Origin of the sequence: Enterobacter sp. 120016 (genome assembly GCF_018383635.1) — a bacterium.
In the GTDB taxonomy this organism is placed as follows: Bacteria; Pseudomonadota; Gammaproteobacteria; order Enterobacterales; family Enterobacteriaceae; genus Enterobacter; species Enterobacter asburiae_D.
On record NZ_JAHAWC010000002.1, the window covers coordinates 164533 to 191527 of the forward strand.

The 26995-nt window shown below is 57.0% G+C and carries 27 protein-coding genes and 3 tRNA genes; 18 read left to right on the plus strand and 12 right to left on the minus strand.

Features of this window, described 5'->3' with window-relative positions; translation table 11 throughout:
* Window positions 1–3 precede the first annotated feature (3 nt).
* Window positions 4–2283: an NADP-dependent oxaloacetate-decarboxylating malate dehydrogenase gene (maeB, locus tag KIF87_RS05005; protein WP_121425205.1), complete on the plus strand. Its 2280-nt coding sequence runs from the start codon at window positions 4–6 to the stop codon at window positions 2281–2283.
* 79 nt (window positions 2284–2362) lie between these two features.
* Here maeB and hemF read toward each other — a convergent pair whose 3' ends face one another.
* Together hemF and amiA are read right to left on the minus strand one after the other, a co-directional pair.
* The gene (gene hemF, locus KIF87_RS05010) at window positions 2363–3262 is read right to left on the minus strand and encodes an oxygen-dependent coproporphyrinogen oxidase (protein WP_213328105.1); all 900 of its coding nucleotides are present in this window, start codon (window positions 3260–3262) and stop codon (window positions 2363–2365) included.
* A complete protein-coding gene (gene amiA, locus KIF87_RS05015; protein WP_023308739.1) occupies window positions 3262–4137 on the minus strand; it encodes an N-acetylmuramoyl-L-alanine amidase AmiA in 876 nt (291 codons plus the stop codon). The genes hemF and amiA overlap by 1 nt, the downstream gene beginning before the upstream one ends.
* A 212-nt stretch (window positions 4138–4349) precedes the next feature.
* On the opposite strand from amiA, the gene KIF87_RS05020 reads away from it, so the two are divergent.
* From KIF87_RS05020 to pdxK, 10 genes are all read left to right on the plus strand, one after another.
* Window positions 4350–4775: a GNAT family acetyltransferase gene (locus KIF87_RS05020; RefSeq protein ID WP_032643505.1), complete on the plus strand. Its 426-nt coding sequence runs from the start codon at window positions 4350–4352 to the stop codon at window positions 4773–4775.
* A complete protein-coding gene (locus KIF87_RS05025) occupies window positions 4762–5211 on the plus strand; it encodes a DUF2919 domain-containing protein (RefSeq protein WP_032659317.1) in 450 nt (149 codons plus the stop codon). Before KIF87_RS05020 ends, KIF87_RS05025 begins: the two co-directional genes overlap by 14 nt.
* Before the next feature lie 63 nt (window positions 5212–5274).
* On the plus strand, window positions 5275–5850 hold the full coding sequence (locus tag KIF87_RS05030; protein WP_213328106.1) for an RpoE-regulated lipoprotein: 576 nt from the start codon (window positions 5275–5277) through the stop codon (window positions 5848–5850).
* Between the two features lie 92 nt (window positions 5851–5942).
* A complete protein-coding gene (locus KIF87_RS05035) occupies window positions 5943–6842 on the plus strand; it encodes a Dyp-type peroxidase (RefSeq protein WP_039263701.1) in 900 nt (299 codons plus the stop codon).
* A gap of 173 nt (window positions 6843–7015) precedes the next feature.
* Window positions 7016–8029: a sulfate ABC transporter substrate-binding protein gene (locus KIF87_RS05040; protein WP_045888597.1), complete on the plus strand. Its 1014-nt coding sequence runs from the start codon at window positions 7016–7018 to the stop codon at window positions 8027–8029.
* Window positions 8029–8862, plus strand: a complete 834-nt coding sequence (cysT, locus tag KIF87_RS05045; RefSeq protein ID WP_004123378.1) for a sulfate/thiosulfate ABC transporter permease CysT — start codon at window positions 8029–8031, stop codon at window positions 8860–8862. The genes KIF87_RS05040 and cysT overlap by 1 nt, the downstream gene beginning before the upstream one ends.
* The gene (gene cysW / locus KIF87_RS05050) at window positions 8862–9737 is read left to right on the plus strand and encodes a sulfate/thiosulfate ABC transporter permease CysW (protein ID WP_023308733.1); all 876 of its coding nucleotides are present in this window, start codon (window positions 8862–8864) and stop codon (window positions 9735–9737) included. The genes cysT and cysW overlap by 1 nt, the downstream gene beginning before the upstream one ends.
* The gene (gene cysA, locus KIF87_RS05055) at window positions 9727–10821 is read left to right on the plus strand and encodes a sulfate/thiosulfate ABC transporter ATP-binding protein CysA (protein ID WP_008501607.1); all 1095 of its coding nucleotides are present in this window, start codon (window positions 9727–9729) and stop codon (window positions 10819–10821) included. The genes cysW and cysA overlap by 11 nt, the downstream gene beginning before the upstream one ends.
* 113 nt (window positions 10822–10934) lie before the next feature.
* Window positions 10935–11846 (plus strand): cysteine synthase CysM, encoded by a 912-nt coding sequence (gene cysM / locus KIF87_RS05060; RefSeq protein WP_213328107.1) that lies wholly within the window; start codon window positions 10935–10937, stop codon window positions 11844–11846.
* Window positions 11847–11851: 5 nt separating this feature from the next.
* Complete coding sequence (gene pdxK, locus KIF87_RS05065) at window positions 11852–12688, plus strand: pyridoxine/pyridoxal/pyridoxamine kinase (protein ID WP_213328108.1); 837 nt, start codon at window positions 11852–11854, stop codon at window positions 12686–12688.
* A 44-nt stretch (window positions 12689–12732) separates the two neighbouring features.
* Here the strand turns inward: pdxK and crr are convergent, their stop codons facing one another.
* The 5 genes from crr to cysZ form a co-directional block, all read right to left on the minus strand.
* A complete protein-coding gene (crr, locus tag KIF87_RS05070) occupies window positions 12733–13242 on the minus strand; it encodes a PTS glucose transporter subunit IIA (protein WP_003861316.1) in 510 nt (169 codons plus the stop codon).
* Between the two features lie 40 nt (window positions 13243–13282).
* Window positions 13283–15010: a phosphoenolpyruvate-protein phosphotransferase PtsI gene (gene ptsI, locus KIF87_RS05075; protein ID WP_023332954.1), complete on the minus strand. Its 1728-nt coding sequence runs from the start codon at window positions 15008–15010 to the stop codon at window positions 13283–13285.
* A 44-nt stretch (window positions 15011–15054) separates the two neighbouring features.
* Complete coding sequence (gene ptsH / locus KIF87_RS05080; protein WP_000487600.1) at window positions 15055–15312, minus strand: phosphocarrier protein Hpr; 258 nt, start codon at window positions 15310–15312, stop codon at window positions 15055–15057.
* 317 nt (window positions 15313–15629) lie between these two features.
* A complete protein-coding gene (cysK, locus tag KIF87_RS05085; protein ID WP_014884739.1) occupies window positions 15630–16601 on the minus strand; it encodes a cysteine synthase A in 972 nt (323 codons plus the stop codon).
* A gap of 163 nt (window positions 16602–16764) precedes the next feature.
* Window positions 16765–17526: a sulfate transporter CysZ gene (gene cysZ / locus KIF87_RS05090; RefSeq protein WP_029739991.1), complete on the minus strand. Its 762-nt coding sequence runs from the start codon at window positions 17524–17526 to the stop codon at window positions 16765–16767.
* Window positions 17527–17756: 230 nt separating this feature from the next.
* Here cysZ and zipA point away from each other — a divergent pair, with 230 nt between their 5' ends.
* The 3 genes from zipA (at window position 17757) to KIF87_RS05105 (ending at window position 21036) form a co-directional block, all read left to right on the plus strand.
* Window positions 17757–18734: a cell division protein ZipA gene (gene zipA, locus KIF87_RS05095; protein WP_213328109.1), complete on the plus strand. Its 978-nt coding sequence runs from the start codon at window positions 17757–17759 to the stop codon at window positions 18732–18734.
* A gap of 69 nt (window positions 18735–18803) precedes the next feature.
* The gene (ligA, locus tag KIF87_RS05100) at window positions 18804–20819 is read left to right on the plus strand and encodes an NAD-dependent DNA ligase LigA (protein WP_213328110.1); all 2016 of its coding nucleotides are present in this window, start codon (window positions 18804–18806) and stop codon (window positions 20817–20819) included.
* 1 nt (window position 20820) lies between these two features.
* Complete coding sequence (locus tag KIF87_RS05105) at window positions 20821–21036, plus strand: DUF3820 family protein (RefSeq protein ID WP_003861328.1); 216 nt, start codon at window positions 20821–20823, stop codon at window positions 21034–21036.
* Here KIF87_RS05105 and KIF87_RS05110 read toward each other — a convergent pair.
* A complete protein-coding gene (locus KIF87_RS05110; RefSeq protein WP_023332950.1) occupies window positions 21033–22028 on the minus strand; it encodes a bile acid:sodium symporter family protein in 996 nt (331 codons plus the stop codon). The genes KIF87_RS05105 and KIF87_RS05110 overlap by 4 nt on opposite strands.
* 89 nt (window positions 22029–22117) lie before the next feature.
* Here KIF87_RS05110 and KIF87_RS05115 point away from each other — a divergent pair, with 89 nt between their 5' ends.
* On the plus strand, window positions 22118–23053 hold the full coding sequence (locus KIF87_RS05115; RefSeq protein ID WP_213328111.1) for a LysR family transcriptional regulator: 936 nt from the start codon (window positions 22118–22120) through the stop codon (window positions 23051–23053).
* Here the strand turns inward: KIF87_RS05115 and KIF87_RS05120 are convergent.
* Complete coding sequence (locus tag KIF87_RS05120) at window positions 23050–23388, minus strand: FlxA-like family protein (protein WP_029740388.1); 339 nt, start codon at window positions 23386–23388, stop codon at window positions 23050–23052. The genes KIF87_RS05115 and KIF87_RS05120 overlap by 4 nt on opposite strands.
* A 207-nt stretch (window positions 23389–23595) precedes the next feature.
* Between KIF87_RS05120 and xapA the strand changes: the two genes are divergently transcribed.
* From xapA to KIF87_RS05135, 3 genes are all read left to right on the plus strand, one after another.
* Window positions 23596–24420 (plus strand): xanthosine phosphorylase, encoded by an 825-nt coding sequence (xapA, locus tag KIF87_RS05125; RefSeq protein WP_213328112.1) that lies wholly within the window; start codon window positions 23596–23598, stop codon window positions 24418–24420.
* Window positions 24421–24471: 51 nt separating this feature from the next.
* The gene (locus KIF87_RS05130) at window positions 24472–25728 is read left to right on the plus strand and encodes a nucleoside permease (protein WP_213328113.1); all 1257 of its coding nucleotides are present in this window, start codon (window positions 24472–24474) and stop codon (window positions 25726–25728) included.
* 67 nt (window positions 25729–25795) lie between these two features.
* Complete coding sequence (locus tag KIF87_RS05135; RefSeq protein ID WP_213328114.1) at window positions 25796–26686, plus strand: LysR family transcriptional regulator; 891 nt, start codon at window positions 25796–25798, stop codon at window positions 26684–26686.
* A 47-nt stretch (window positions 26687–26733) separates the two neighbouring features.
* Here KIF87_RS05135 and KIF87_RS05140 read toward each other — a convergent pair.
* The 3 genes from KIF87_RS05140 to KIF87_RS05150 form a co-directional block, all read right to left on the minus strand.
* Window positions 26734–26809, minus strand: a tRNA-Lys gene (locus tag KIF87_RS05140).
* A 4-nt stretch (window positions 26810–26813) separates the two neighbouring features.
* Window positions 26814–26889: transfer RNA gene (locus KIF87_RS05145), tRNA-Val, on the minus strand.
* Between the two features lie 29 nt (window positions 26890–26918).
* A tRNA-Val gene (locus KIF87_RS05150) sits at window positions 26919–26994 on the minus strand.
* Between the last annotated feature and the right edge of the window lies 1 nt (window position 26995).

Genomic DNA, 26995 nt, shown 5'->3' on the forward strand with positions numbered 1-26995 from the left:
AAGATGGACGATCAGTTAAAACAGAGTGCCCTCGATTTTCACGAGTTTCCTGTCCCGGGGAAAATCCAGGTCTCCCCAACCAAGCCGCTGGCAACCCAGCGCGATCTGGCGCTGGCCTATTCGCCGGGCGTCGCTGCCCCGTGTCTGGAAATCGAAAAAGACCCGCTGGCGGCCTACAAATACACCGCGCGTGGCAATCTTGTCGCCGTGATCTCTAACGGCACGGCGGTGCTGGGGCTGGGCAACATCGGTGCGCTGGCCGGCAAGCCGGTGATGGAAGGGAAGGGGGTACTGTTCAAGAAATTCGCCGGTATCGATGTGTTCGATATCGAGGTGGACGAACTCGATCCTGACAAATTCATCAACGTGGTGGCCGCGCTGGAGCCGACCTTCGGCGGGATTAACCTGGAAGACATCAAAGCGCCGGAATGTTTCTATATCGAGCAGAAGCTGCGCGAGCGTATGAACATTCCCGTGTTCCACGATGACCAGCACGGCACCGCGATTATCAGCACCGCCGCGATTCTGAACGGCCTGCGCGTGGTTGAGAAAAATCTCTCCGACGTGCGCATGGTGGTGTCTGGCGCAGGCGCGGCGGCCATCGCCTGTATGAACCTGCTGGTAGCGCTGGGTATGCAGAAACACAACATTGTGGTCTGCGACTCCAAGGGCGTTATCTATAAAGACCGCGAGCCGAACATGGCGGAAACCAAAGCGGCGTATGCGGTGGACGACGACGGTAAACGCACCCTGGACGACGTGATCGACGGCGCGGATATCTTCCTCGGCTGCTCTGGTCCGAAAGTGTTGACCCAGGAGATGGTGAAGAAGATGGCGCGTGCGCCAATGATCCTGGCCCTGGCGAACCCTGAGCCGGAAATCCTGCCGCCGCTGGCGAAAGCGGTGCGTGAAGACGCCATTATCTGTACCGGTCGTTCCGACTACCCGAACCAGGTCAACAACGTGCTCTGCTTCCCGTTCATCTTCCGCGGCGCGCTGGACGTTGGCGCAACGGCGATCAACGAAGAGATGAAGCTTGCCGCCGTTCACGCCATCGCGGAGCTGGCCCACGCCGAGCAGAGCGAGGTGGTTGCCTCAGCCTACGGCGATCAGGATTTGAGCTTCGGACCGGACTACATCATTCCAAAACCGTTCGACCCGCGTCTGATTGTCAAAATTGCTCCAGCGGTGGCCAAAGCGGCGATGGACTCTGGCGTGGCGACGCGTCCGATTCAGGACTTCGACGCTTACGTCGATAAGCTCACCGAGTTTGTCTATAAAACGAACCTGTTCATGAAGCCGATCTTCTCCCAGGCGCGCGCCGACGCGAAGCGCGTCGTGCTGGCGGAAGGGGAAGAGGCGCGCGTGCTGCACGCCACCCAGGAGCTGATCACCTTAGGCCTGGCGAAACCGATCCTGATTGGTCGTCCGAGCGTGATTGAGATGCGTATCCAGAAGCTGGGCCTGCAGATTAAGCCGGGCGTCGACTTCGAGATCGTTAACAACGAATCCGATCCGCGCTTCAAAGAGTACTGGAGCGAATACTACGCGATCATGAAGCGCCGGGGGATCACCCAGGAGCAGGCGCAGAAAGCGGTGATCAGCAACACCACGGTGATCGGCGCGATCATGGTGCATCGCGGCGAGGCGGATGCGCTGATCTGCGGTACCATCGGCGATTACCACGAGCACTTTAGCGTGGTGCAGGAGATCTTCGGCTATCGCGACGGCGTCCATACCGCCGGGGCGATGAACGCGCTGCTGCTGCCGAGCGGCAACACCTTTATTGCCGATACCTACGTTAACGACGATCCGACCCCGGACGAGCTGGCGGAGATCACCGTGATGGCCGCCGAGACCGTCCGTCGCTTTGGCATCGAGCCGAAGGTGGCGCTGCTGTCGCACTCTAACTTTGGTTCGTCTAAATCAGCGGCGGCCTGCAAAATGCGCCAGACGCTGGAGCTGGTGCGCGAGCGTGCGCCGGAGCTGATGATTGACGGGGAGATGCATGGCGACGCCGCGCTGGTGGAGAGCATCCGTAACGAACGTATGCCGGACAGCCCGCTGAAGGGATCGGCCAACATACTGATTATGCCGAACGTGGAAGCGGCGCGTATCAGCTATAACCTGCTGCGCGTCTCCAGCTCTGAAGGGGTGACCGTAGGACCGGTACTGATGGGCGTGGCGAAACCGGTGCATGTGTTAACGCCGATTGCCTCCGTGCGTCGTATCGTGAACATGGTGGCGCTGGCGGTGGTTGAGGCGCAGACGCAGCCTCTGTAAGCGCGTGGTGTCGGGTGGCGCGTTCGCTTACCCGACCTACGGGTTGAGTAGGCCGGATAAGCGCAGCGCCATCCGGCAGCTACACCCAGTCCCGAACCTGAATAAACTCACGCAAGGCAGCCTCCGGGCTGCCTTCTTTTGGTTCGTAGCAGTACTCCCAGCGCACCAGCGGCGGCATCGACATCAGAATCGACTCCGTGCGCCCGCCGGTCTGCAGGCCGAACAGCGTCCCGCGATCCCACACCAGGTTGAACTCCACGTAGCGCCCGCGGCGGTAAAGCTGGAACTCACGTTCGCGCACGCCGTAGTCGGTGTTTTTACGGCGCTCCACAATCGGCAGATAGGCGTCGGTATAGCCTTCGCCTACCGCGCGCATAAAGCTGAACGCGGTATCAAAATCAGGCGCGTTGAGATCGTCAAAGAACAGCCCGCCGATGCCGCGCTGCTCGTCGCGGTGCTTCAGGTAAAAGTAGTCGTCGCACCACTTTTTAAATTTCGGGTAGACCTCTTCGCCAAACGGCAGACAGAGGTCCCGAGCGGTGGTGTGCCAGTACACGGCATCCTCTTCGAAGCCGTAGTAGGGCGTTAAGTCGAAACCGCCGCCGAACCACCAGACCGGGTCGGCGCCCGGTTTTTCCGCAATGAAAAAGCGCACGTTGGCGTGGCTGGTGGGCACAAACGGGTTGTGCGGATGTACCACCAGCGAGACGCCCATCGCCTCGAAGCTGCGGCCCGCCAGCTCAGGGCGATGCGCCGTCGCAGACGCGGGCATGGCGTCGCCGTGAACGTGGGAAAAATTCACGCCCGCCTGTTCAAAGATGCCGCCGTTTCGCAGCACGCGGCTGCGCCCGCCGCCCCCGGCCTCGCGCTGCCAGCTATCTTCCTGAAATTCACCGCCGTCTGCGGCGGCCAGTTTCTGGCAGATCTCATCCTGCAGCTGCAGCAGGAAGGTTTTTACCAGTTGAGCATCGGGTTTCATCAACGTTTCCTGGAGTGCGCTTTCTGGTTATCGAACCAGTTGAAGTAGCTGATAATGCCGGAGGCGATGGCGTTGGCGATCTTCTGACGAAACGCCGTGGTGCCGAGGAGCCGCTCTTCTTCCGGGTTGGTAATGAAGGAGGTTTCCACCAGCACGGACGGGATGGACGGTGATTTCAGGACCACGAACGCCGCCTGCTCGGTGCCTTTGCTGTGCAGACGATGCACCGGCTTAATCTTCTTCAGAATATGCGAGCCGAGCGTCAGGCTGTTTTTGATCGTATCCGTCTGCACGAGGTCGAACAGCACCTGCTGTAGCAGATGATCTTTATCAGTGGCTTTCTTCCCGGCGACTTCATCCGCCCGGTTTTCGCGGTCGGAGAGGTATTTTGCCATGGCGCTACTGGCGCCACGGTTGGAAAGCGCAAACACCGAGGCACCGGCCGCAGAAGGGTTGGTAAAGCCGTCGGCGTGGATCGACATAAACAGATCCGCGCCGTGCTGGTGGGCGATTTCTACGCGGTCATACAGCGGAATAAAGGTATCGCCAGAGCGCGTCAGACGGGCGTCAATGCCGTTACTGCGTAAAATTGCGCGCACATTTTTTGCAATTGCCAGCACGACGTGTTTTTCTTTCGACCCGTTTTTGCCGATGGCGCCGGTATCAATACCGCCGTGGCCCGGGTCAAGCATCACCAGACGCTTCGCGCCAGGCTTTTTGGTTTTCGGTTTGCTGTGTCCGTTACTGGTTTTGAGCGTGCTCTCGTCTTTCGCCTGAGCCTGCTTTGCGATGCCCGTTAACGTTAAGGCCGCCAGCCCCGCTTTGAGAACCTGACGACGCGATGTGAGTGCTTTTAATGGTTTGAATGTGCTCATGCGGCCTGAATACTAAAAAAAGGGGTCCTGGTGTTATATCGTATCGTGTTTCCCGTTACGACAGTCCATATTGAGAATTGTTTTACTTTTCATTTCAATACGTGACAAAGTGACATTATGCCAAATTTTGGCGAGATTTTCCCCGGTTATTGGCTAAAGGCGTGCTTCGCGCCATAATCACTGTTTTTAAACCCGAAAAGGCGGTTAATACCATGGAGATACGCGTTTTTCGCCAGGAAGATTTCGAAGAGGTGATCACCCTTTGGGAGCGCTGCGATCTGCTGCGTCCGTGGAACGATCCGGAAATGGATATCGAACGTAAGGTGAATCACGACGTCAGTCTGTTTCTGGTCGCGGAAGTCAACGGTGAGGTTGTGGGGACGGTAATGGGCGGGTACGACGGCCACCGCGGCTCGGCCTATTATCTGGGCGTCCACCCGGAATACCGTGGCCGCGGCATCGCCAATGCGCTGCTGAACCGGCTCGAGAAGAAGCTTATCGCCCGCGGCTGTCCGAAAATCCAGATCATGGTGCGGGAAGATAACGACGTGGTGCTGGGCATGTATGAGCGTCTGGGCTATGAACACGCTGACGTGCTGAGTTTAGGAAAGCGTCTGATCGAAGATGAAGAGTACTGAAATCCATCCGGCAGACTATGACGCGCAGGGCCGCGTCAGGCTGCCCTTTTTATTCTGGTGCGTTCTGCTGCTGCAGGCCCGGACCTGGGTGCTGTTTGTGATGGCCGCCGCGTCGCGCGGGCAGGGCGATACGCTGCTGAATCTCTTTTATCCCGATCATGATGCCTTCTGGCTCGGCTTGCTGCCGGGCGTACCGGCGGTGATCGCTTTTTTATGCAGCGGACGACGGCAGGCGATCCCCCGCTTTTGGCGCGCGCTTCGCTGGCTGCTGATCCTCGCCCAGGTTGCGCTGCTCTTCTGGCAGCCGGTACTCTGGTGGTACGGTGAACCGCTGACGGGCACTGGCGTTGCGCTGGTAGTTGCCGATATTGTGGCCCTGCTGTGGCTGCTGACCAACCCGCGTCTTCGCGCCTGTTTTGCGCATCAGGATGATTAATCCGGCACTTTTTGCCGATGTCGCACTCCAACAAGCGTTGATTTAACAAGAAAGGACGTTTCAATGAAATCGCTGCGTTTACTTTTATGCGCTCTCCCGCTGGCGTTGACCGGCTGTTCGACGCTCTCCTCCATTAACTGGTCCGCCGCGTATCCGTGGAACTGGTTTGGCTCATCAACGGAAGTGACCGAGCAGGGCGTGGGGAAAATTACCGCCGCGACGGCGCTGGATCAGAATGCTATTCAGGATGCGCTCAGCAGCGATTACCGCCTGCGCAGCGGCATGAAAACGGAGAATGGCAATATTGTTCGCTATTACGAAGCGCTGAAGGGCGACAAGCTGGCGCTGGTGATCAACGGTGACAAAGGCACGGTAAACCGAATTGCCGTGATGGATGAAGATATTCCGACGGCGAGCGGTGTGAAGGTGGGTACGCCGTTTAGCGAACTTTATAAGCAGGCTTTTGGCAACTGCACCAGCGCGCCGTCTGACGATAAGGTTGCGGTGGAATGTAAGGCTGAAGGCAGCCAGCACATCAGCTATGTCTTCACCGGAACCTGGAGCGGCCCGGAAGGACTGATGCCGTCTGACGACACGCTTAAGAGCTGGAAAGTGAGCAAAATACTCTGGAAGCAGTAATTTGCGCCTGAACAAACCGCCTCGCTGAAATCCGGGTATAATACCCGCCATCAATGCCACGCTGACGTGGCATCTTTATTTCAGGAGGAGCGATGTCTCAGGTTCAGAGTGGCATTTTGCCAGAACATTGCCGCGCGGCGATTTGGATTGAAGCCAATGTTAAAGGGGACGTGGATGCCCTGCGTGCGGCCAGTAAAGCGTTTGTTGATAAGCTGGCCACCTTCCAGGCCAAATTCCCGGAAGCCCACCTCGGCGCCGTTGTTGCCTTTGGCAATAACGTCTGGCGTCAGCTGAGCGGTGGCGAAGGGGCGGAAGAGCTGAAAGACTTCATCCCTTACGGCAAAGGTCTGGCGCCGGCGACCCAGTACGACGTGCTGATCCACATTCTTTCTCTGCGTCACGATGTGAACTTCTCCGTTGCCCAGGCGGCGGTGGCGGCCTTTGGCGACAGCATTGAGGTGCAGGAAGAGGTTCACGGTTTCCGCTGGGTCGAAGAGCGCGATCTGAGCGGCTTCGTCGACGGGACGGAAAACCCGGCTGGGGAAGAGACGCGTCGTGAAGTCGCGGTAATCAAAGACGGCGTGGACGCGGGCGGCAGCTACGTGTTCGTGCAGCGCTGGGAGCACAACCTCAAGCAGCTTAACCGCATGAGCGTGCACGACCAGGAGATGATGATTGGTCGTACTAAAGAAGCCAACGAAGAGATCGACGGCGACGACCGTCCCGTTACCTCTCACCTGACCCGCGTTGACCTGAAAGAAGATGGCAAAGGGCTGAAGATTGTTCGCCAGAGCCTGCCGTACGGTACCGCCAGCGGCACGCACGGCCTTTACTTCTGCGCTTACTGCGCGCGCCTGTATAACATTGAGCAGCAGCTGCTGAGCATGTTCGGCGATACCGACGGCAAGCGCGACGCCATGCTGCGCTTCACCAAACCGGTGACCGGCGGCTACTACTTTGCGCCGTCCGTTGAGCGTCTGCTGGCGCTGTAATGGCCTTTCCCCCTCTCCCTGTGGGAGAGGGCCGGGGTGAGGGCATCAGGCCGCACCCCTTATTCCCTTTTCTGCTTCTAAATCACCAAACGGTATATAAAACCGTTACTCCTTTCATCCCCGTTATAAATATTATGACTATAAGATAGTCATCACATTTATAAGGGTGCGCAATGGCCGTTACTGTACTGAAAAAAGGAACTCTGGCGCTGGCAGGTTTACTGCTGGTGGCACAGGCGCAGGCGACTGAACTGTTAAACAGTTCGTATGACGTCTCCCGCGAGCTGTTTGCCGCCCTTAATCCACCGTTCGAACAGCAGTGGGCGAAAGACAATAACGGCGACAAGCTGACCATCAAGCAGTCCCACGCCGGGTCGTCCAAGCAGGCGCTGGCGATTTTGCAGGGCCTGAAAGCGGATGTGGTGACCTACAACCAGGTGACCGACGTGCAGATCCTGCACGACAAAGGCAAGCTGCTTCCGGCCGACTGGCAGAGCCGATTGCCGAACAACAGCTCGCCGTTCTATTCGACCATGGGCTTCCTGGTGCGTAAGGGCAACCCGAAGAATATCCACGACTGGAGCGACCTGGTGCGTTCCGACGTGAAGCTGATTTTCCCGAACCCAAAAACCTCCGGTAACGCGCGTTATACCTATTTAGCGGCGTGGGGCGCGGCGGACAAGGCTGACGGTAACGATAAGGCCAAAACCGAGCAGTTCATGACCCAGTTCCTGAAAAACGTCGAAGTGTTTGATACCGGCGGCCGTGGGGCGACCACGACCTTCGCAGAACGTGGTCTCGGCGATGTGCTTATCAGCTTTGAATCGGAAGTGAATAACATCCGCAAACAGTATGAAGCGCAGGGCTTTGAGGTCGTTATCCCGAAAACCAACATCCTGGCCGAGTTCCCGGTGGCGTGGGTGGATAAAAACGTGCAGGCAAACGGTACCGAGAAAGCGGCAAAAGCCTATCTCAACTACCTGTACAGCCCGCAGGCGCAGACCATCATTACCGATTACTACTACCGCGTGAATAACCCGGACGTGATGAACAAACTGAAAGACAAATTCCCGCAGACCGATTTGTTCCGCGTGGAAGATCATTTCGGCTCCTGGCCTGATGTGATGAAAACGCATTTTGCCAGCGGCGGTGAGTTAGACAAATTGCTGGCGGCGGGGCATAAGTAATGTTTGCAGTCTCGACAAAACGCGTGCTGCCGGGCTTTACCTTAAGCCTCGGGACCAGCCTGCTGTTCGTCTGCCTGATCCTGCTGTTGCCGCTCAGCGCGCTGGTGATGCAGCTTGCTCAGATGAGCTGGGCGCAGTACTGGGACGTGGTCACCAACCCGCAGGTGGTGGCGGCCTATAAGGTGACGCTGCTGTCGGCGTTTGTCGCCTCCATTTTTAACGGCGTGTTTGGCCTGCTGATGGCGTGGATCTTAACCCGCTATCGCTTCCCGGGCCGCACGCTGCTTGACGCCCTGATGGATCTGCCGTTTGCGCTGCCGACGGCGGTGGCGGGCTTAACCCTCGCGTCGCTCTTCTCCGTGAACGGGCTGTACGGCGAGTGGCTGGCGAAATTTGACATCAAAGTGACCTACACCTGGCTCGGTATCGCGGTGGCGATGGCCTTTACCAGCATCCCGTTTGTGGTCCGTACCGTGCAGCCGGTGCTGGAAGAGTTGGGTCCGGAATACGAAGAAGCGGCGGAAACGCTGGGCGCCACGCGCTGGCAGAGCTTCCGCAAGGTGGTTCTGCCGGAGCTGTCTCCAGCGCTGATGGCGGGCGTTGCGCTGTCGTTTACCCGCAGCCTCGGTGAGTTCGGCGCGGTGATTTTTATCGCCGGGAACATTGCCTGGAAAACAGAAGTCACCTCGCTGATGATTTTCATCCGTTTGCAGGAGTTTGATTATCCGGCGGCGAGCGCAATTGCCTCGGTGATCCTGGCGGCCTCGCTGCTGCTGCTGTACTCGATTAACACTCTGCAAAGTCGCTTTGGTCGACGTGTGGTAGGTCACTGATGGCGGAAGTTACGCAATTGAAGCGATACGATGCACCCCGCATCAACTGGGGTAAATGGTTTCTGATTGGTGCGGGCGTGCTGGTTTCCGCCCTCATTCTCGTCGTGCCGACGGTTTATATCTTCGTTCAGGCGTTCAGCAAGGGCCTGATGCCCGCGCTGGAAAACCTGGCGAACCCGGATATGCTGCATGCCATCTGGCTGACCGTGCTGATCGCGTTGATCACCGTGCCGGTGAACCTCGTGTTCGGGACCCTGTTGGCCTGGCTGGTGACCCGCTTCAACTTTCCGGGACGTCAGCTGCTGCTGACCCTGCTGGATATTCCTTTCGCCGTATCGCCGGTGGTGGCGGGTCTGGTGTACCTGCTCTTTTACGGCTCCAACGGCCCATTGGGCGGCTGGCTGGACGAGCATAACCTGCAGATCATGTTCGCCTGGCCGGGCATGGTGCTGGTCACCATCTTCGTGACCTGTCCGTTTGTGGTGCGTGAGCTGGTGCCGGTGATGTTAAGCCAGGGCAGCAACGAAGACGAAGCGGCGGTGCTGCTGGGTGCGTCAGGCTGGCAGATGTTCCGTCGCGTGACGCTGCCGAATATCCGCTGGGCGCTGCTTTACGGCGTGGTGTTGACCAACGCCCGCGCGATTGGCGAGTTCGGTGCCGTTTCCGTCGTCTCCGGCTCCATCCGGGGTGAAACCCTTTCGCTGCCGCTACAGATTGAGCTGCTGCAGCAGGACTACAACACCATCGGCTCGTTTACTGCCGCAGCGTTGCTGACGCTGATGGCCATTTTGACCCTGTTTTTGAAGAGTGTGGTGCAGTGGCGTTTAGAAAATCAGGAAAAACGTCAGCATCAGGAGGGAAATCATGAGCATTGAGATTGCCAATATTAAGAAGTCTTTTGGTCGCACCCAGGTGCTGAATGATATCTCGCTGGATATCCCTTCCGGACAAATGGTGGCGCTGCTGGGGCCGTCTGGCTCGGGTAAAACCACGCTGCTGCGTATTATCGCCGGGCTTGAGCATCAGACCAGCGGGCACATCCGCTTTCACGGCACCGACGTGAGCCGCCTGCATGCCCGCGATCGTAAAGTAGGTTTTGTGTTCCAGCATTACGCGCTGTTCCGCCACATGACCGTGTTCGACAACATTGCGTTTGGCCTGACCGTGCTGCCGCGTCGCGAGCGCCCGGATGCGGCAACCATTAAGGCGAAAGTGACCAAACTGCTGGAGATGGTGCAGCTTGCGCATCTGGCGGACCGTTTTCCGGCCCAGCTTTCCGGCGGTCAGAAGCAGCGCGTGGCGCTGGCGCGCGCGCTGGCCGTTGAGCCGCAAATCCTGCTGCTGGATGAACCTTTCGGCGCGCTGGACGCGCAGGTGCGTAAAGAGCTGCGCCGCTGGCTGCGCCAGCTGCATGAAGAGCTGAAATTCACCAGCGTCTTCGTGACCCACGATCAGGAAGAGGCGATGGAAGTTGCGGATCGCGTGGTGGTCATGAGCCAGGGCAACATTGAGCAGGTTGACGAGCCGGAACAGCTCTGGCGCGAACCGGCGACCCGTTTTGTGCTGGAGTTTATGGGCGAGGTAAACCGTCTTCAGGGCACTATTCGCGGCGGCCAGTTCCACGTTGGCGCGCACCGCTGGCCGCTGGGCTATACCTCCGCGCATCAGGGGCCGGTCGATCTGTTCCTGCGTCCGTGGGAAGTGGACGTAAGCCGCCGAACCAGCCTGGATTCACCGCTGCCGGTGCAGGTGCTGGAAGCTAGCCCTAAAGGTCACTACACCCAATTGGTGGTACAGCCGCTGGGCTGGTATACCGAGCCGCTGACCGTGGTCATGCGCGACGACGTGCCGCCGCACCGGGGCGAGCGCCTGTTTGTTGGGCTGCAGCACGCCCGTATTTATCACGGGAAGGAGCGCATCGAGACGCGCGAGGATATTGCTCTGGCGGAGTCAGCCTGATAGGTTAGGATTACGTAGTTTTGCCGGGTGGCGCTGCGCTTACCCGGCCTACAATATGACGTCTGTAGGCCCGGATCGCTGCGCGCCACCGGGCTTTTTATTGGACAGCGATCATGAATACATTAGAACACACCATCGGCAACACTCCTCTGGTCAAGCTTCAGCGCATGGGGCCGGACAACGGCAGTGAAATCTGGGTCAAACTTGAAGGCAATAACCCGGCGGGGTCGGTGAAAGACCGCGCGGCGCTGTCGATGATTGTCCAGGCCGAAAAACGCGGAGAAATTAAGCCTGGCGACGTGCTGATTGAGGCCACCAGCGGCAACACCGGTATCGCCCTGGCGATGATCGCCGCGCTGAAAGGCTACCGCATGAAGCTGCTGATGCCGGACAACATGAGCCAGGAGCGCCGCGCCGCGATGCGTGCCTACGGGGCCGAGCTGATTCTGGTAACCAAAGAGCAGGGTATGGAGGGCGCACGCGACCTGGCGTTGTCCATGTCTCAGCACGGCGAAGGCAAACTGCTCGATCAGTTCAACAATCCGGACAACCCTTACGCGCACTACACCTCGACCGGCCCGGAAATCTGGCAGCAGACCGACGGGCGCATCACCCACTTTGTCTCCAGCATGGGGACGACCGGCACCATTACCGGTGTATCGCGTTTTCTGCGCGAGCAGGAAAAAGCTGTCACCATTGTTGGCCTACAGCCGGAAGAGGGGAGCAGCATTCCGGGGATTCGCCGCTGGCCCGCAGAGTACATGCCGGGCATCTTTAATGCCCAGCTTGTGGACCAGGTGCTGGATCTTCACCAGCGCGAGGCGGAAAATACCATGCGTGAGCTGGCCGTGCGCGAAGGTATCTTCTGCGGCGTCAGCTCGGGCGGCGCGGTAGCGGGTGCGATTCGGGTGGCAAAGGGAAACCCGGGGGCGGTGGTGGTGGCGATTATTTGCGATCGCGGCGATCGCTATCTTTCTACCGGCGTCTTTGGTGAAGAGAGTTATTCGCAGGGGGCGGGGATTTAAGCGTCATGGAGATGATTCTATTCCGGGATAATACCCGGGCGCAGCAAACCGACATTGTCGCCGTGCAGTCGCAGGTGGTTTACGGCAGCGTGGGGAACAGCATTGCGGTACCGAATATTCGTACCCACAGGCTGAACGTTACCGCCGTGCCGACGGTACTGTTTAGCAACACGCCGCACTACGACACGTTTTATGGTGGAGTGATCCCCGACGAGTGGTTCAGCGGCTACCTTAAGGCGCTGGAAGAGCGTGAGATCCTGCGCGAGCTTAAAGCGGTCACCACCGGCTATATGGGCAGTGCCAGCCAGATCGTTCTGCTGGCGCAGTGGCTGAAGGCGGTCAAAGCGCAGCATCCCGACCTGCTGGTGCTGGTCGACCCGGTTATCGGCGATATCGACAGCGGAATGTACGTGAAGCCCGAGATCCCGCAGGCGTATCGGGAGCACCTGCTGCCGCTGGCGCAGGGGATCACGCCAAACGTCTATGAGCTGGAAGTGTTGAGCGGCAAACCGTGCCGAACGCCGGAAAGCGCCATCGCGGCGGCACAGGGATTGCTCTCCGACACCCTGAAATGGGTGGCGATCACCAGCGCGCCGGTCGCTGACGACCCGGAAAACATCCACGTGGTGCTGGTGACGAATGAGGGCGTGACCGTCAGCGCGCACCCGCGCGTTGAAACCGATCTGAAAGGGACGGGCGACCTGTTCTGTTCAGAGCTGGTGAGCGGAATTGTAGAGGGGAAAACCGTTGCCGATGCCATCCGCATGGCCGGCGATCGGGTGACTGACGTGATGCTTTATACCCAGTCGAAAGGTTACGACGAGCTTATCCTCCCCGCATAAACAAAAATGGCGCCCGAAGGCGCCATTTTTCTGTGCGGCAAGAATTACTTCTTGATGCGGATAACCGGGGTTTCACCCACGGTGACGCTGCCAGACAGTTTGATCAGTTCTTTGATTTCGTCCATGTTGGAGATAACAACCGGCGTCAGGGTAGACTTGGCTTTTTCTTCCAGCAGTGGCAGATCGAATTCAATCACCGGGTCGCCAACTTTAACACGCTGGCCTTCTTCCGCGATACGTTTGAAGCCTTCGCCTTTCAGTTCAACGGTGTCGATACCGAAGTGAACGAACAGTTCGATACCGCTATCAGATTCGATAGAGAACGCATGGTTGGTTTCAAAAATTTTACCGATGGTGCCGTCAACTGGAGCAACCATTTTGTTGCCAGTTGGTTTGATAGCAATGCCATCACCAACGATTTTCTCAGCAAACACTACATCCGGCACGTCTTCGATGTTGACGATCTCGCCGGAGAGCGGAGCAACAATCTCAATAGTTCCGGAGTCTTTTTTATCATCAGAAACCAGAGATTTCAGTTTATCGAACAAACCCATGATCTTCTCCTAAGCAGTAAATTGGGCCGCATCTCGTGGATTAGCAGATTGTTTTTTCTTCAATGAACTTGTTAACCAGCGTCATTAACTCGTCCGTTGTCGGTTGAGCAAGAGCCTGCTCTGCTAATACCTTCGCATCTTCGAAGTTCGTGTTACGGATAATCTTCTTAATGCGCGGGATGGAAATGGCGCTCATAGAGAATTCGTCCAGACCCATACCCAGCAACAGAAGTGTAGCACGTTCGTCGCCTGCAAGCTCACCACACATGCCAGTCCATTTACCTTCTGCATGAGAAGCATCAATAACTTGCTTGATCAAGTTCAGTACGGACGGTGACATTGGCTGGTAGAGATGTGAAATCATATCATTACCACGGTCAACTGCCAGGGTGTACTGCGTTAAATCATTGGTGCCGATACTAAAGAAATCAACTTCTTTGGCTAAATGACGCGCAATGGTCGCCGCGGCAGGTGTTTCCACCATCACGCCGATCTCGATTGACTCGTCAAATGCTTTACCTTCGTCGCGCAGTTCCTGTTTGTAGATTTCGATCTCTTTCTTAAGTGCACGCACTTCTTCAACAGAGATGATCATCGGGAACATGATGCGCAGTTTACCGAAAGCAGAGGCACGCAGGATCGCGCGAACCTGGTCACGCAGGATCTCTTTACGATCCATCGCGATACGGATTGCACGCCAGCCCAGGAACGGGTTCTCTTCTTTCGGGAAGTTCATGTACGGCAGCTCTTTGTCGCCACCGATGTCCATGGTACGGACGATAACCGCCTGAGAGCCGCACGCTTCAGCCACGGCTTTATAAGCAGCAAACTGCTCTTCTTCCGTTGGCAGCGCGTCGCGGTCCATGAACAGGAATTCTGTACGATAGAGACCTACGCCTTCCGCACCGTTGCGCTCAGCGCCATCAACGTCGCGGACGGTACCGATGTTTGCGCACACTTCTACCTGATGGCCGTCCAGGGTGATGGCTGGCAGGTCTTTTAGCTTAGCGAGTTCCGCTTTTTCAGTCGCAACCTGCTCCTGAACCGCGCGCAGTTTATCGATCTCTTCATTGGTTGGGTTGACGTAAACCAGATTGTTTACGGCATCCAGAATCAGATAGTCGCCGTTTTTCACCTGAGAGGTGACGCTACCGGTACCCACGATGGCAGGCAGTTCCAGAGAGCGCGCCATGATAGAGGTGTGGGAGGTACGGCCACCCGCGTCGGTGATGAAACCGAGGACCTTTTTCAGGTTCAGCTGTGCGGTTTCAGACGGGGTGAGGTCAGCGGCAACCAGGATCACTTCATCCTGAATCGCGCTCAGGTCGATGATGGCCAGGCCCAGGATGTTGCGCAGCAGGCGCTTACCGATGTCACGTACGTCAGCCGCACGCTCTTTCAGGTATTCATCATCCAGTTCTTCCAGGGCAGTTGCCTGACCTTCGATAACTTCATGCGCAGCCGCGTCGGCCGTCATGCCTTTATCTTTAATCAGGGCTATGATTTCCTGCTCCAGCTCCTCATCTTCGAGCAGCATGATGTGCCCTTCGAAGATGGCTTCTTTTTCTTCACCGAAAGTTTCGCCAGCTTTAGTTTTGATTGCTTCCAGTTGCGCAGATGCCTTGGCACGACCGCTCAGAAAACGTTCAACTTCCTGATCAACCTTGTCGGCAGAAATTTTTTTCCGGTCGATGACGATCTCGTCTTCTTTCAGCAGCAGTGCTTTGCCGAAAGCGATACCCGGGGATGCTAAAATGCCTGAAATCATAACCCTACCTTACTTGTGACTGATATTTAAAAGAACCCGGAAACTTACTCGAGCTCAGCCATCAGTTTAACCAGATGCTCAACTGCTTTCTGCTCGTCTTCACCTTCTGCAGAGATGGTGACAACGGTGCCCTGAGTCAGGCCCAGAGTCTGCAGTTTGAACAGGCTTTTTGCGCTCGCGCTTTTGCCGTTGGAAGTCACAGTGATTTCAGAAGTGAAGCCTTTTGCTTCTTTAACAAACTGAGCAGCAGGGCGGGTGTGCAGACCGTTCGGAGCGGTAATGGTAACTTCTTGCTGGAACATTGTATTTCCCCAACTTATAGGTTTAGTGTTGTGGAACTAAAGTCTAGCCTGGCGACTGAACTTTAGCCTGTATTGTTAGCGCTGACGTTTCGATCGTCATTAAACATTATGCAGCGAAAGCAAGACTTGAACCAAATCATAAAATCGATTCAGCAAGGCTATTTCGTTCACTGATTAATTTCACGCATCAAAATAATTGCTGGTTTAAATACCAGACCCAACGGGGTGAAGCAATGCCAGGAGGGGCAAAAGTTTGAAGCAGGCCACAAAAAAGCACCTGAAAAGGTGCTTTTTTACGCGTTATTAACATGCTGGCACTACTGTTGCAGCTCTTTTTCAGTAAACAGATCGGCAAACAGTGCGGTGCTCAAGTAACGCTCACCCGAGGAAGGAAGGATAACCACAATATTCTTATTGGTAAAGGCTTCATCTTCCTGAAGTTTGAGCGCTGCCGCAACGGCCGCACCGGAAGAGATACCCGCCAGAATGCCTTCTTCATCCATCAGGCGACGCGCGGTAGAGATGGCTTCTTCGTTAGTGATGGTAACCACTTTATCGATCAGCTTCAGATCCAGGTTGCCCGGAATGAAGCCTGCGCCGATACCCTGGATTTTATGCGGGCCTGGTTTGAGCTCTTCACCCGCCAGTGCCTGGGTAATAACCGGTGAGTCAGTCGGCTCAACGGCCACGGTGATCAGGTCTTTTTTACCCTTTGTGCCTTTAATATAGCGTGACACGCCGGTAAGCGTACCGCCGGTACCCACGCCGGAGATAAAGACGTCAACCTGGCCGTCGGTATCTTCCCAGATTTCCGGACCGGTGGTCTTCTCGTGAATTTCCGGGTTAGCCGGGTTGCTGAACTGCTGCAGCAGCAGATATTTCGCCGGATCGCTGGCCACAATCTCTTCGGCTTTCTGAATGGCACCCTTCATGCCCTTCGCGCCTTCGGTCAGCACCAGGTTCGCGCCCAAAGCTTTGAGCAGCTTACGACGCTCGATGCTCATGGTTTCTGGCATGGTCAGCGTCAGCTTGTAGCCACGCGCGGCCGCCACATAGGCCAGAGCGATACCGGTATTGCCGCTGGTCGGTTCCACCAGCTCAACGCCCGGCTTCAGTACGCCACGTTTTTCAGCATCCCAAATCATGTTTGCACCGATACGGCATTTTACGCTGAAGCTCGGGTTACGTGATTCGACCTTCGCCAGAATGCGTCCATTACCGATACGGTTCAGTCGAACCAGGGGCGTATGACCGATAGTCAGCGAGTTGTCTTCATAAATCTTACTCATGGCCTGTCCTTAACTGTATGAAATTGGGATACCGACCCAGCATACCTGCTAAGCAGGTAGGGGGAAGTAAGGAATTCGCATATCTATATACTGCAAGGAAATAATGGGGATCAGTATGGAATAAGGGGCGGCACAAGCCACCCCTGCTTTACACATTTTTGCATTATTTCCATAACGCGTGCTTAGCACGGTAGCAGTCGACCCACATCGCCGTCGCGCCGCAGACGGCGACGGGCATGATGAACAGATTCAGGAAGGGAATCATGGTGAACAGGCTGGTCAGCGCGCCAAACTGCATATTAGCGACCTTCTGGCTGCGCAGGGCGGTGCGCATCGCTTTAAACGGCACCTTGTGGTTATCGAACGGATAATCGCAGTACTGAATGGCCAGCATCCAGGCGCTGAACAGGAACCACAGCACCGGCGCCACCGTCTGGCCAATGCCTGGCACAAAGTAGAGGATAAGCAGCACGATCGCGCGGGGCAGGTACCAGGCAAACTTCTGCCACTCGCGCTTCATGATGCGTGGCAGGTCTTTCATGATCCCCAGCACGCCCGTATCCGGCGGCGTTGCGCCGGTAAGCCGCGCTTCCAGCTGTTCCGCCAGCAGACCGTTAAACGGTGCGGCTATCCAGTTCGCAATCGTCGAGAAAAAATACCCAAACACCAGCAGCACGGAGATCACCGCCACCGGCCAGAGCAGGTAGTTAAGCCACTGTAGCCAGTCCGGCACATAGCTCATCAGCGACGGGATCCAGCTCTCCAGCTTTGTGAACAGCCACCAGAACGCGCCGCCCATCAGAATAATGTTGATCAACAGCGGGAGAATGACGAAGCGTCGAATCCCCGGCAGGGAGACCAGTTTCCAGCCCTGAGAAAAATACCAGACGCCGCTGCGCGGGGGAGAAGAAGATGTTGAAACCATAGCCAGGCTGTACTCCTTTTTACACAACCAGTGGAATTGCCCGCCTATATTATCCACTTACGGAGCAATGACCAGTTCGGAAATGTTCGAAAAACCAGCAAAAAGCACGATTTCCTTCATCTTTATGCTGTGAATGCTCTGCACACACTTGCACTTGACGTAAACGGCAAATACTCTTAGTGAGTAAATGTTTGCCGTGGTGGCAAGGTGTTAGAACAACAGAGAATATAATGATGCAGGATTTGCGTCTGATATTAATCATTGTTGGCGCGATCGCCATAATCGCTTTACTGGTACATGGTTTCTGGACCAGCCGTAAAGAGCGTTCCTCGATGTTTCGCGATCGCCCACTGAAGCGCATGAAGTCCAGTCGTGACGACGATGACAGTGAAGATGACATCGACGGCAGCGATGACGACGGCGTGGGTGAAGTTCGTGTTCATCGGGTCAATACTGCGCCCGGCGCAGGCCATGGGGAGCATGAAGCGCCTCGTCCTTCGCAGCACCAGTATCAACCGCCGTATGCTTCTGCACAGCCGCGCCAGCCAGCGCCTCAGCCTGTGGAAGAGCCGGTGCGCCAGCCGCCGCAACAGCCTGTCTATCAGCAGCCTGCCCAGCCGGTTCACCAGCAACCGGTGCAGCAGCCCGTGCAACAACAGCCCGCTCAGCCGGTACAACAGCCGCAGCAGCCTGTTCACGTACAGCCTGCGCCTCAGACCGCTCCGGCCCCACACGTTGAGCCTGAGCCCGTTGTAGAGCCAGAGCCGGTTGTTGAAAAACCGCAGCGTAAAGAAGCGGTGATCATCATGAACGTGGCCGCGCATCACGGTAGCCATCTCAACGGTGACGTGCTGCTTAACAGTATTCAACAGGCAGGCTTCAAGTTTGGCGATATGAACATTTTCCATCGCCACCTGAGCCCTGACGGTAGCGGCCCGGCGCTGTTCAGCCTGGCCAACATGGTTAACCCTGGCACCTTTGATCCGGAAATGACCGGTGATTTCGTGACCCCGGGCGTGACTATCTTTATGCAGGTGCCGTCCTACGGCGACGAACTGCAAAACTTTAAGCTGATGCTGCAGTCCGCTCAGCACATCGCTGACGAAGTCGGTGGCGTGGTGCTCGACGATCAGCGTCGAATGATGACCCCGCAGAAGCTGCGCGAGTATCAGGACCGCATCCGCGAAGTTAAGGAAGCTAACGCGTAATCGTCGCGTTTACTTCGACTCCTCCTCAACCCCCGCCTGTCGGGGGTTTTTTCTCATTGATGGTGCGATATGGACTCAATCGAACAACAACTCACTGAACTGCGAACCACGCTTCGCCATCATGAATATCTCTATCATGTTATGGACGCGCCGGAAGTCCCGGATGCGGAATATGACCGCCTGATGCGCGAGCTGCGCGAGTTAGAGGCGCAGCATCCAGAGCTCATCACGCCGGATTCCCCCACCCAGCGCGTCGGCGCTGAGCCGCTGGGTGCCTTCAGCCAGGTGCGCCATGAGGTGCCGATGCTGTCGCTGGATAACGTCTTCGATGAAGAGAGCTTTCTGGCGTTTAACAAGCGCGTGCAGGATCGCCTGAAAAGCAGCGACTCCCTCACCTGGTGCTGCGAGCTCAAGCTGGATGGCCTGGCGGTCAGTCTTCTCTACGAAAACGGCTTGCTGGTGCGCGCCGCGACGCGTGGCGACGGCACGACGGGCGAAGACATCACCACCAACGTGCGTACCATCCGCGCGATCCCGCTGAGACTGCAGGGTGACAACATTCCTGCGCGTCTGGAAGTGCGCGGCGAGGTGTTCCTGCCCCAGGCGGGCTTCGAGAAAATTAACGAAGAGGCGCGTCGCACCGGCGGGAAGGTGTTTGCTAACCCGCGTAATGCGGCGGCAGGCTCTCTGCGCCAGCTTGACCCGCGTATCACCGCGAAGCGACCGCTTACTTTCTTCTGCTACGGTGTGGGTATTCTTGAGGGCGGCGAGCTGCCGGATACGCACCTCGGGCGTCTGCTGCAGTTTAAGGCGTGGGGCCTGCCGGTGAGCAACCGCGTTCAGCTCTGCGACTCGCCGGAAGCGGTACTGGCGTTTTACCACAAGGTGGAAGAGGACCGTCCGACGCTCGGGTTTGATATTGATGGCGTCGTCATCAAGGTGAATTCACTGGCGCTGCAGGAACAGCTGGGCTTTGTGGCGCGCGCGCCGCGCTGGGCGGTGGCGTTTAAGTTCCCTGCTCAGGAGCAGATGACCTTCGTCCGCGACGTAGAGTTCCAGGTCGGCCGTACGGGTGCCATTACCCCGGTTGCCCGTCTCGAGCCCGTGCAGGTGGCGGGCGTGCTGGTGAGTAATGCCACGCTGCATAACGCCGATGAAATCGAACGCCTGGGCCTGCGCATTGGTGACAAAGTGGTGATTCGCCGCGCGGGCGACGTGATCCCGCAGGTGGTTAACGTCGTGGAGTCAGAACGCCCTGCCGAAACGCGCGAGATCGTCTTCCCGACCCACTGCCCGGTGTGCGGCTCTGACGTTGAGCGTGTGGAAGGCGAAGCGGTGGCGCGCTGTACGGGGGGCTTAATCTGTGGCGCGCAGCGTAAAGAGTCGCTGAAGCACTTCGTCTCCCGTCGGGCGATGGACGTTGACGGCATGGGCGATAAAATTATCGATCAGCTGGTTGAGAAAGAGTATGTCCACACGCCAGCGGATCTCTTCAGGCTGACGGCAGGTAAACTGACTGGCCTTGATCGCATGGGGCCAAAGTCAGCCCAGAATGTGGTTAACGCGCTGGAAGCCGCGAAAGAGACCACCTTCGCCCGCTTCCTGTACGCGCTGGGCATTCGTGAAGTGGGTGAAGCGACGGCCGCGGGCCTGGCGGCGTACTTTGGTACGCTGGAGGCGCTGGAAAAGGCAAGCATTGACGAGCTGCAGAAAGTTCCGGATGTCGGCATCGTCGTTGCCACGCACGTCTTTAACTTCTTCGCCGAAGAGAGCAACCGTGAAGTCATCGGCAAGCTGCTGGAAGAGGGCATCAGGTGGCCCGCGCCGGTGGTGGTCAACGCCGAAGAGATCGACAGCCCGTTCGCCGGTAAAACGGTAGTGCTGACCGGCAGCCTGAGCCAGCTTTCACGCGACGATGCGAAAGCGCGTCTGGTGGCGCTGGGGGCCAAAGTGGCGGGCAGCGTGTCGAAGAAAACCGACCTGGTGATCGCCGGTGAAGCGGCGGGTTCGAAGCTGGCGAAAGCCCAGGAGCTCGGCATTGCGGTGATCGATGAAGCGGAAATGATGCGTCTGTTAGGAGAGTAACGTGGAGAAAGAACAGCTCGTTGAGATCGCCAATACGGAGATGCCGTTCGGTAAATACAAGGGCCGCAGGCTGATTGATTTGCCGGAGGAGTATCTGCTGTGGTTTGCCCGCAAGGATGAATTCCCGGCAGGGCGGCTGGGCGAGCTGATGGCTATCACGTTACTGATCAAAACCGAGGGGCTGACCCAGCTGGTTCAGCCCCTGAAACGTCCTTAAGCCTTCGCGGCGCGGGTCTCTTCCTGCGCCAGCTTCTCGGTCTGGCGCTTGTAGCGACGCGCCAGCACCGCGCAGACCATCAGCTGGATCTGATGGAAAATCATCAGCGGCAGCACCATCATCCCAATCACCGAGGTCGGGAACAGAATGTTGGCCATCGGGATACCGTTCGCCAGGCTCTTTTTCGAACCGCAGAACACAATCGTAATTTCATCCGCTTTGTTGAAGCCGCACCTGCGCGCCACAAAGACGTTTACCGCAATCACAATCGCCAGCAGGACGATGCTGACCACCACGATAAACAGCAGCGAGCCTGCGCCCACCTTGTGCCAGATCCCGTTCACGACCGCTTCGCTGAAGGCGGAGTAAACCACCAGCAGAATTGAGGTCTGGTCGGTTTTTGAAATCCATTTTTTATGCTTCGCCACAAACGCGCCGGTCCACGGTCGGGAAAGATGTCCCAGCACAAACGGCAGCAGCAGCTGCAGACAGATTTTGCCGACCTGCTCCAGGTTGCCTTCCGCACCGTGCATGTTCATCAGCAGGCCCACCAGCAGCGGAGAGACGAAAATCCCTAACAGGCTGGAGGCGGACGCTGAACAAACGGCTGCCGCTACGTTGCCGCCTGCCAGCGAGGTAAAGGCGATGGCAGACTGCACGGTAGCGGGGAGAATGCACAGATACAGGAACCCGGTATACAGGGCTGGGTCGACATTGACCGGTGCCCACCAGGCAAACAGTACGCCGAGTATCGGGAACAGGATGAAGGTGCTGCACATCACCCACAGGTGCAGTCGCCAGTGTCCGCCGCCCGCGATAATGGCCTCGCGGGAGAGCTTGGCACCATGCATAAAGAACAGCAACGCGATGGCCGCCGTGGTCAGCCCTTCAAAGAATGGGACGAAACCGCCGCGAGCCGGGAAAAACGAGGCCAGTAATACGGTAACTACCAGGGTAAGCGTGAACGGATCAAGAATACGAAATAGTTTCATAATGACTCCTGAAATCAGATATCGCTATTGTGCTTTTTTCCATTTGAGAAATAAAATTGATTTATTGCATCCATTCATGAACTAAACAGATGAATTACTCCTTACGTCAGCTTCGTATTTTCGTCACCGTTGCCCATGCCCGCAGCTTTAGCCGGGCAGGGGATATCATCGGTCTGAGCCAGTCGGCGGTCAGCCACAGCGTAAAAGAGCTGGAGAATCAGACCGGGGTGAAGTTGCTTGACCGCACCACGCGCGAAGTGGTGTTGACCGAAGCAGGCCAGCAGCTGGCCCTGCGCCTCGAACGGCTGCTGGATGAGCTGAACAGTACGCTCAGAGACGTGGGGAGGCTGGGGCAGCAGCTTTCGGGAACCGTGCGCGTCGCGGCCAGTCAGACGATCTCTGCGCACCTTATCCCGCAGTGTATTGCCGAGGGCAGTCATCGCTACCCGGACATTGATTTTGTCCTGCATGACAGGCCGCAGCAGTGGGTGCTGGAGAGCATCCGCCAGGGAGATGTGGATTTTGGTATTGTTATCGATCCCGGTCAGGTGACCGATCTGGCGTGCGAAAGCGTACTTTCTGAGCCCTTTTTGCTGCTCTGCCGTGACGACGATCCGCTGGCCACGTTGCCGGAGGTCAGCTGGCAGTCCCTGCAGGGCGCGAACCTGGTTTTACAGGATTATGCCTCGGGCAGCCGTCCGCTGATTGATTCCGCGCTGGTGAATCAGGGGGTAAAAGCAACTATCGTGCAGGAGATTGGTCACCCGGCGACGCTGTTTCCGATGGTGGAAGCCGGTATTGGCATCAGCGTCTTGCCCGCCCTGGCGCTTCCCCTGCCGCAGGGAAGCCGGCTGGCCGTCAGGCGATTAACGCCCGTTGTCGAGCGAAAGCTGATGCTGGTGCGGCGAAAAAATCGCTCACTCTCGGGGGCGGCGCAGGCTATCTGGGAAGTGGTGCGTATCCAGGCACAACGATTAACCGAAGCCCGCATACGCGACCCACTGTTTAACGCATCAGAAGATTAGATGTAGATATCAATCTGATTAGTGTCTGACGGGCTGTTCACCCCTTCCACTTTGCCCAGCTTTTGATCCTGCTTCTTCTGGGCCTCTTCGGCCTGCTGGCGCTGCAGCGCGGCGAGCTGCGCCTGCAGCACTTTGATCTGGGTCTGAATAAGTTCCTGCTGCTTCTTCTTCTCATCGGTGCTGACGGGACTGTTTGCCAGTTCTTTTAACTGCTGAGTCAGCTTTTTGATCTTGTCGAGAATGCGTGTGATTTGTGCAGAGATATCGTTACTGCTCGAAGTTCCACTCGCGCCGCTGGTTTGAATCTGTTGGGTTGAAGCCTGAATGGTCGTCATACTTTTTCCTCGCGTTATAAAACAGAGGTATCGGCACCGATGGGATTAGCTTGAGCAAAACTGCCATATCTGGCAGGGAGTTGCATCGATACACAATCAGTATTGATGGTGCGGTGAAAGTGTATTGGAGGTCACCGGCAGGCTGCGGATATAAGACGTAAGTCATGCGATCCCCGCTATCGCGATCTTAATCCTTAAGGAGCCTCTATGACCCTCTCGAATAACCCGTGGTACTGCGCCGACATCATTCGCGCCGCTAAGCCGAACTTCACGCCTCGCGTGGCGTTTATTCTCGGCTCTGGCCTGGGCGCGCTCGCCGACCAGATTGATGACGCCGTTTCCCTGAGCTACGAAAAGCTGCCGGGCTTCCCGGTGAGCACCGTGCATGGGCATGCCGGCGAGCTGGTGCTCGGGCATCTGGCCGGGGTGCCTGTGGCCTGCATGAAGGGGCGCGGCCATTTCTATGAAGGGCGCGGGATGACCATCATGACCGATGCGATCCGCACCTTTGCGCTGCTGGGGTGCGAGCTGCTGTTTAGCACCAATGCGGCGGGCTCGCTGCGCCCGGAGGTTCAGCCAGGAAGCCTGGTTGCCCTGAGCGACCATATCAACACCATGCCGGGCACGCCGATGGTGGGGCTGAACGATGAGCGCTTTGGCGATCGTTTCTTCTCTCTGGCCAATGCCTACGACGCGGATTACCGTGCCGCTCTGCAAACCGTGGCAACGAAAGAAGGCTTCCCGCTGCATGAAGGGGTGTTTGTCTCTTATCCCGGCCCGAACTTTGAGACGGCGGCCGAGATCCGCATGATGCAGATTATCGGCGGCGATGTGGTGGGGATGTCCGTGGTGCCTGAAGTGATTTCCGCGCGCCACTGCGGCCTGAAGGTCGTGGCCGTTTCTGCAATTACCAATCTCGCCGAAGGTCTGGGTGAGGTCAAACTCTCGCATGAACAAACTCTTGCCGCCGCCGAGCTCTCCCGCCAGAACTTTATCAATCTTATCTGCGGTTTTCTTCGCCATATTGCCTGAGTAAAACAATAAAGTGGCCCGCCAGGGCCACACTGCTATAAGGAATGGGTTATGAACATCACGACTCGCTTAAAGATGATGTCCTTTATGCAATATTTTATCTGGGGGAGCTGGCTGGTTACCCTCGGCGCTTACATGATTAACACCCTACACTTTACCGGCTCCGACGTGGGCATGGTGTACAGCTCCAAAGGACTTGCCGCGATCGTTATGCCTTCGCTGGTGGGGATTATTGCCGACAAGTGGCTGCGGGCCGACCGTGCCTACGTGATTTGCCACCTCGTCTGTGCCGTCGCGCTCTGCTATGCCGCGCAGGTCAATGAGCCCGGGCTGATGTTCTGGGTCATGCTGGTGAATGCGATGGCGTTCATGCCCACCATTGCGCTGTCGAACACCATTTCCTACTCCTGTCTTGAACAGGCAGGCCTGGATACGGTAAGCCATTTTCCGCGAGTGCGGGTGTATGGCACCGTGGGCTTTATTGCCGCGATGTGGGCCATAAGCCTGATGGGGGCGGAGCTGAGCAACGTGCAGCTGTATATAGCGGCAGCCGCGTCCCTGCTGCTGGCGCTCTATTCTCTGACGCTACCGGCTATTCCGGTTGCGAAGACAAAAGCGTCTCCGTCTCTGGCAAGCAAGCTGGGCCTCAATGCGTTTATCCTGTTTAAACAGCCCCGCATGGCGGTGTTCTTTTTATTCGCGATGCTGCTGGGCGCCGTGCTGCAGATAACCAACACGTTTGGCAGCCCCTTCCTGCATGATTTTGCGCGTAATCCGGCGTATGCAGATAGCTTTATCGTCAAATATCCGTCCATCCTGCTCTCCGTTTCGCAAATGTCCGAGGTGTTCTTCATTCTGACCATTCCGTACTTCCTCGGACGATTTGGCATTAAAGCCGTCATGCTGATGAGCATGGTGGCCTGGATGCTGCGGTTCGGGCTATTTGCCTTTGGCGATCCGTCCGCGACGGGCTTTGTGCTGCTCATGCTCTCAATGATTGTCTACGGCTGCGCGTTCGACTTCTTCAATATTTCAGGCTCGGTATTTGTTGAACAGGAGGTCAGCGCCGATATCCGCGCCAGCGCGCAAGGGTTGTTTATGACGACCGTTAACGGTATCGGGGCGTATTTTGGTTCGGTATTGAGCGGTATGGCAGTGGATTATTTCTCGGTGGACGGGGTGAAGGACTGGCAGACGATCTGGCTGGTATTTGCGGCCTATGCCCTGGCGCTCGCGGTGGTCTTTTACTTCAGCTTTAACTACCGCCACACCTGTAAAAACAGCGGGATGCGCACAGTTGCGCACTAAATTTTCCCTCCGGACGCTGAAAGGCTTTAAGGTAGGCGCATAAGTGTTATCGCCAGGATATGTTTTGATGGAACGCGTCTATCGGACCGATCTCAAGCTGCTGCGCTATTTTCTGGCCGTGGCGGAGGAACTGCATTTTGGACGGGCTGCGGCCCGTCTCAACATGTCTCAGCCGCCGTTAAGCCTGCATATTAAAGAGCTGGAAAGTCAGCTGGGCACGTTACTGTTTATTCGCCACTCGCGGAGCGTCGCGTTGACGCATGCCGGTAAAGTGCTGATGGAAGAGTCCCGTCGGCTGCTCGCCAGCGCAAACCAGGCTCTGGCTCGCGTCGAGCAAATTGGCCGGGGGGAAGCAGGGCGCATTGAGCTGGGGATTGTCGGCACCGCCATGTGGAGCGAGGTGCGCACGGTGATGCGCGCTTTCCTGAAAGAGCATCCGAACGTTGATGTCGTTTTTCGCGAAAAATCGCCGGTAATGCAGATGGCGCTGCTCGAGCGCCGGGAGCTGGATGTCGGGATCTGGCGAATGGCAACGGAACCTACCGCGGGGTTTACCAGCCTGCGGTTGCGTGAGGCGGCTTTTCTGGTGGCGATGCCGGAAGATCACCGGCTGGTCAGGGAGCCTTCCATTGCGCTCGCAGAATTGCAGGACGAGTATTTTGTCACGATGCCGTCTGCCCATTCAGACTGGGCATTTTTACATCGCGTCTGCCAGCAGGCCGGTTTTTCGCCGATGATTGTGCGCGAAGCCGTTGAACCGCAAACGGTGCTGGCGATGATCAGCATGGGGATGGGGATTACGCTCGCCGCAGACAGCTACGCGCAAATGCAGTGGCCGGGCGTGGTGTTCCGCCCGCTGAAAGAGCGTATACCGGCAGATTTATATGTGGTGTATGACGAGAAGCAGGCGACGCCCGCGGTGAAGACGTTAATTACGACGTTGACGGCTGTGAAGTAGACAAAACGCAGATAGAAAAAAAGCGCCTTTAGGGCGCTTTTTTACATTGGTGGGTCGTGCAGGATTCGAACCTGCGACCAATTGATTAAAAGTCAACTGCTCTACCAACTGAGCTAACGACCCGAAATGGTGGGCGATGACGGGCTCGAACCGCCGACCCCCTCCGTGTAAAGGAGATGCTCTACCAACTGAGCTAATCGCCCATTTCGGAACTGCTGCGATAAGGTGAGAATGGTGGGCGATGACGGGCTCGAACCGCCGACCCCCTCCGTGTAAAGGAGATGCTCTACCAACTGAGCTAATCGCCCA

Coding starts and splice junctions, on each gene's coding strand:
- maeB (WP_121425205.1), top strand. CDS start 4: ATGGACGATCAGTTAAAACAGAGTGCCCTCGATTTTCACGAGTTTCCT.
- hemF (WP_213328105.1), bottom strand. CDS start 3,262: ATGAAACCCGATGCTCAACTGGTAAAAACCTTCCTGCTGCAGCTGCAG.
- amiA (WP_023308739.1), bottom strand. CDS start 4,137: ATGAGCACATTCAAACCATTAAAAGCACTCACATCGCGTCGTCAGGTT.
- KIF87_RS05020 (WP_032643505.1), top strand. CDS start 4,350: ATGGAGATACGCGTTTTTCGCCAGGAAGATTTCGAAGAGGTGATCACC.
- KIF87_RS05025 (WP_032659317.1), top strand. CDS start 4,762: ATGAAGAGTACTGAAATCCATCCGGCAGACTATGACGCGCAGGGCCGC.
- KIF87_RS05030 (WP_213328106.1), top strand. CDS start 5,275: ATGAAATCGCTGCGTTTACTTTTATGCGCTCTCCCGCTGGCGTTGACC.
- KIF87_RS05035 (WP_039263701.1), top strand. CDS start 5,943: ATGTCTCAGGTTCAGAGTGGCATTTTGCCAGAACATTGCCGCGCGGCG.
- KIF87_RS05040 (WP_045888597.1), top strand. CDS start 7,016: ATGGCCGTTACTGTACTGAAAAAAGGAACTCTGGCGCTGGCAGGTTTA.
- cysT (WP_004123378.1), top strand. CDS start 8,029: ATGTTTGCAGTCTCGACAAAACGCGTGCTGCCGGGCTTTACCTTAAGC.
- cysW (WP_023308733.1), top strand. CDS start 8,862: ATGGCGGAAGTTACGCAATTGAAGCGATACGATGCACCCCGCATCAAC.
- cysA (WP_008501607.1), top strand. CDS start 9,727: ATGAGCATTGAGATTGCCAATATTAAGAAGTCTTTTGGTCGCACCCAG.
- cysM (WP_213328107.1), top strand. CDS start 10,935: ATGAATACATTAGAACACACCATCGGCAACACTCCTCTGGTCAAGCTT.
- pdxK (WP_213328108.1), top strand. CDS start 11,852: ATGGAGATGATTCTATTCCGGGATAATACCCGGGCGCAGCAAACCGAC.
- crr (WP_003861316.1), bottom strand. CDS start 13,242: ATGGGTTTGTTCGATAAACTGAAATCTCTGGTTTCTGATGATAAAAAA.
- ptsI (WP_023332954.1), bottom strand. CDS start 15,010: ATGATTTCAGGCATTTTAGCATCCCCGGGTATCGCTTTCGGCAAAGCA.
- ptsH (WP_000487600.1), bottom strand. CDS start 15,312: ATGTTCCAGCAAGAAGTTACCATTACCGCTCCGAACGGTCTGCACACC.
- cysK (WP_014884739.1), bottom strand. CDS start 16,601: ATGAGTAAGATTTATGAAGACAACTCGCTGACTATCGGTCATACGCCC.
- cysZ (WP_029739991.1), bottom strand. CDS start 17,526: ATGGTTTCAACATCTTCTTCTCCCCCGCGCAGCGGCGTCTGGTATTTT.
- zipA (WP_213328109.1), top strand. CDS start 17,757: ATGATGCAGGATTTGCGTCTGATATTAATCATTGTTGGCGCGATCGCC.
- ligA (WP_213328110.1), top strand. CDS start 18,804: ATGGACTCAATCGAACAACAACTCACTGAACTGCGAACCACGCTTCGC.
- KIF87_RS05110 (WP_023332950.1), bottom strand. CDS start 22,028: ATGAAACTATTTCGTATTCTTGATCCGTTCACGCTTACCCTGGTAGTT.
- KIF87_RS05115 (WP_213328111.1), top strand. CDS start 22,118: ATGAATTACTCCTTACGTCAGCTTCGTATTTTCGTCACCGTTGCCCAT.
- KIF87_RS05120 (WP_029740388.1), bottom strand. CDS start 23,388: ATGACGACCATTCAGGCTTCAACCCAACAGATTCAAACCAGCGGCGCG.
- xapA (WP_213328112.1), top strand. CDS start 23,596: ATGACCCTCTCGAATAACCCGTGGTACTGCGCCGACATCATTCGCGCC.
- KIF87_RS05130 (WP_213328113.1), top strand. CDS start 24,472: ATGAACATCACGACTCGCTTAAAGATGATGTCCTTTATGCAATATTTT.
- KIF87_RS05135 (WP_213328114.1), top strand. CDS start 25,796: ATGGAACGCGTCTATCGGACCGATCTCAAGCTGCTGCGCTATTTTCTG.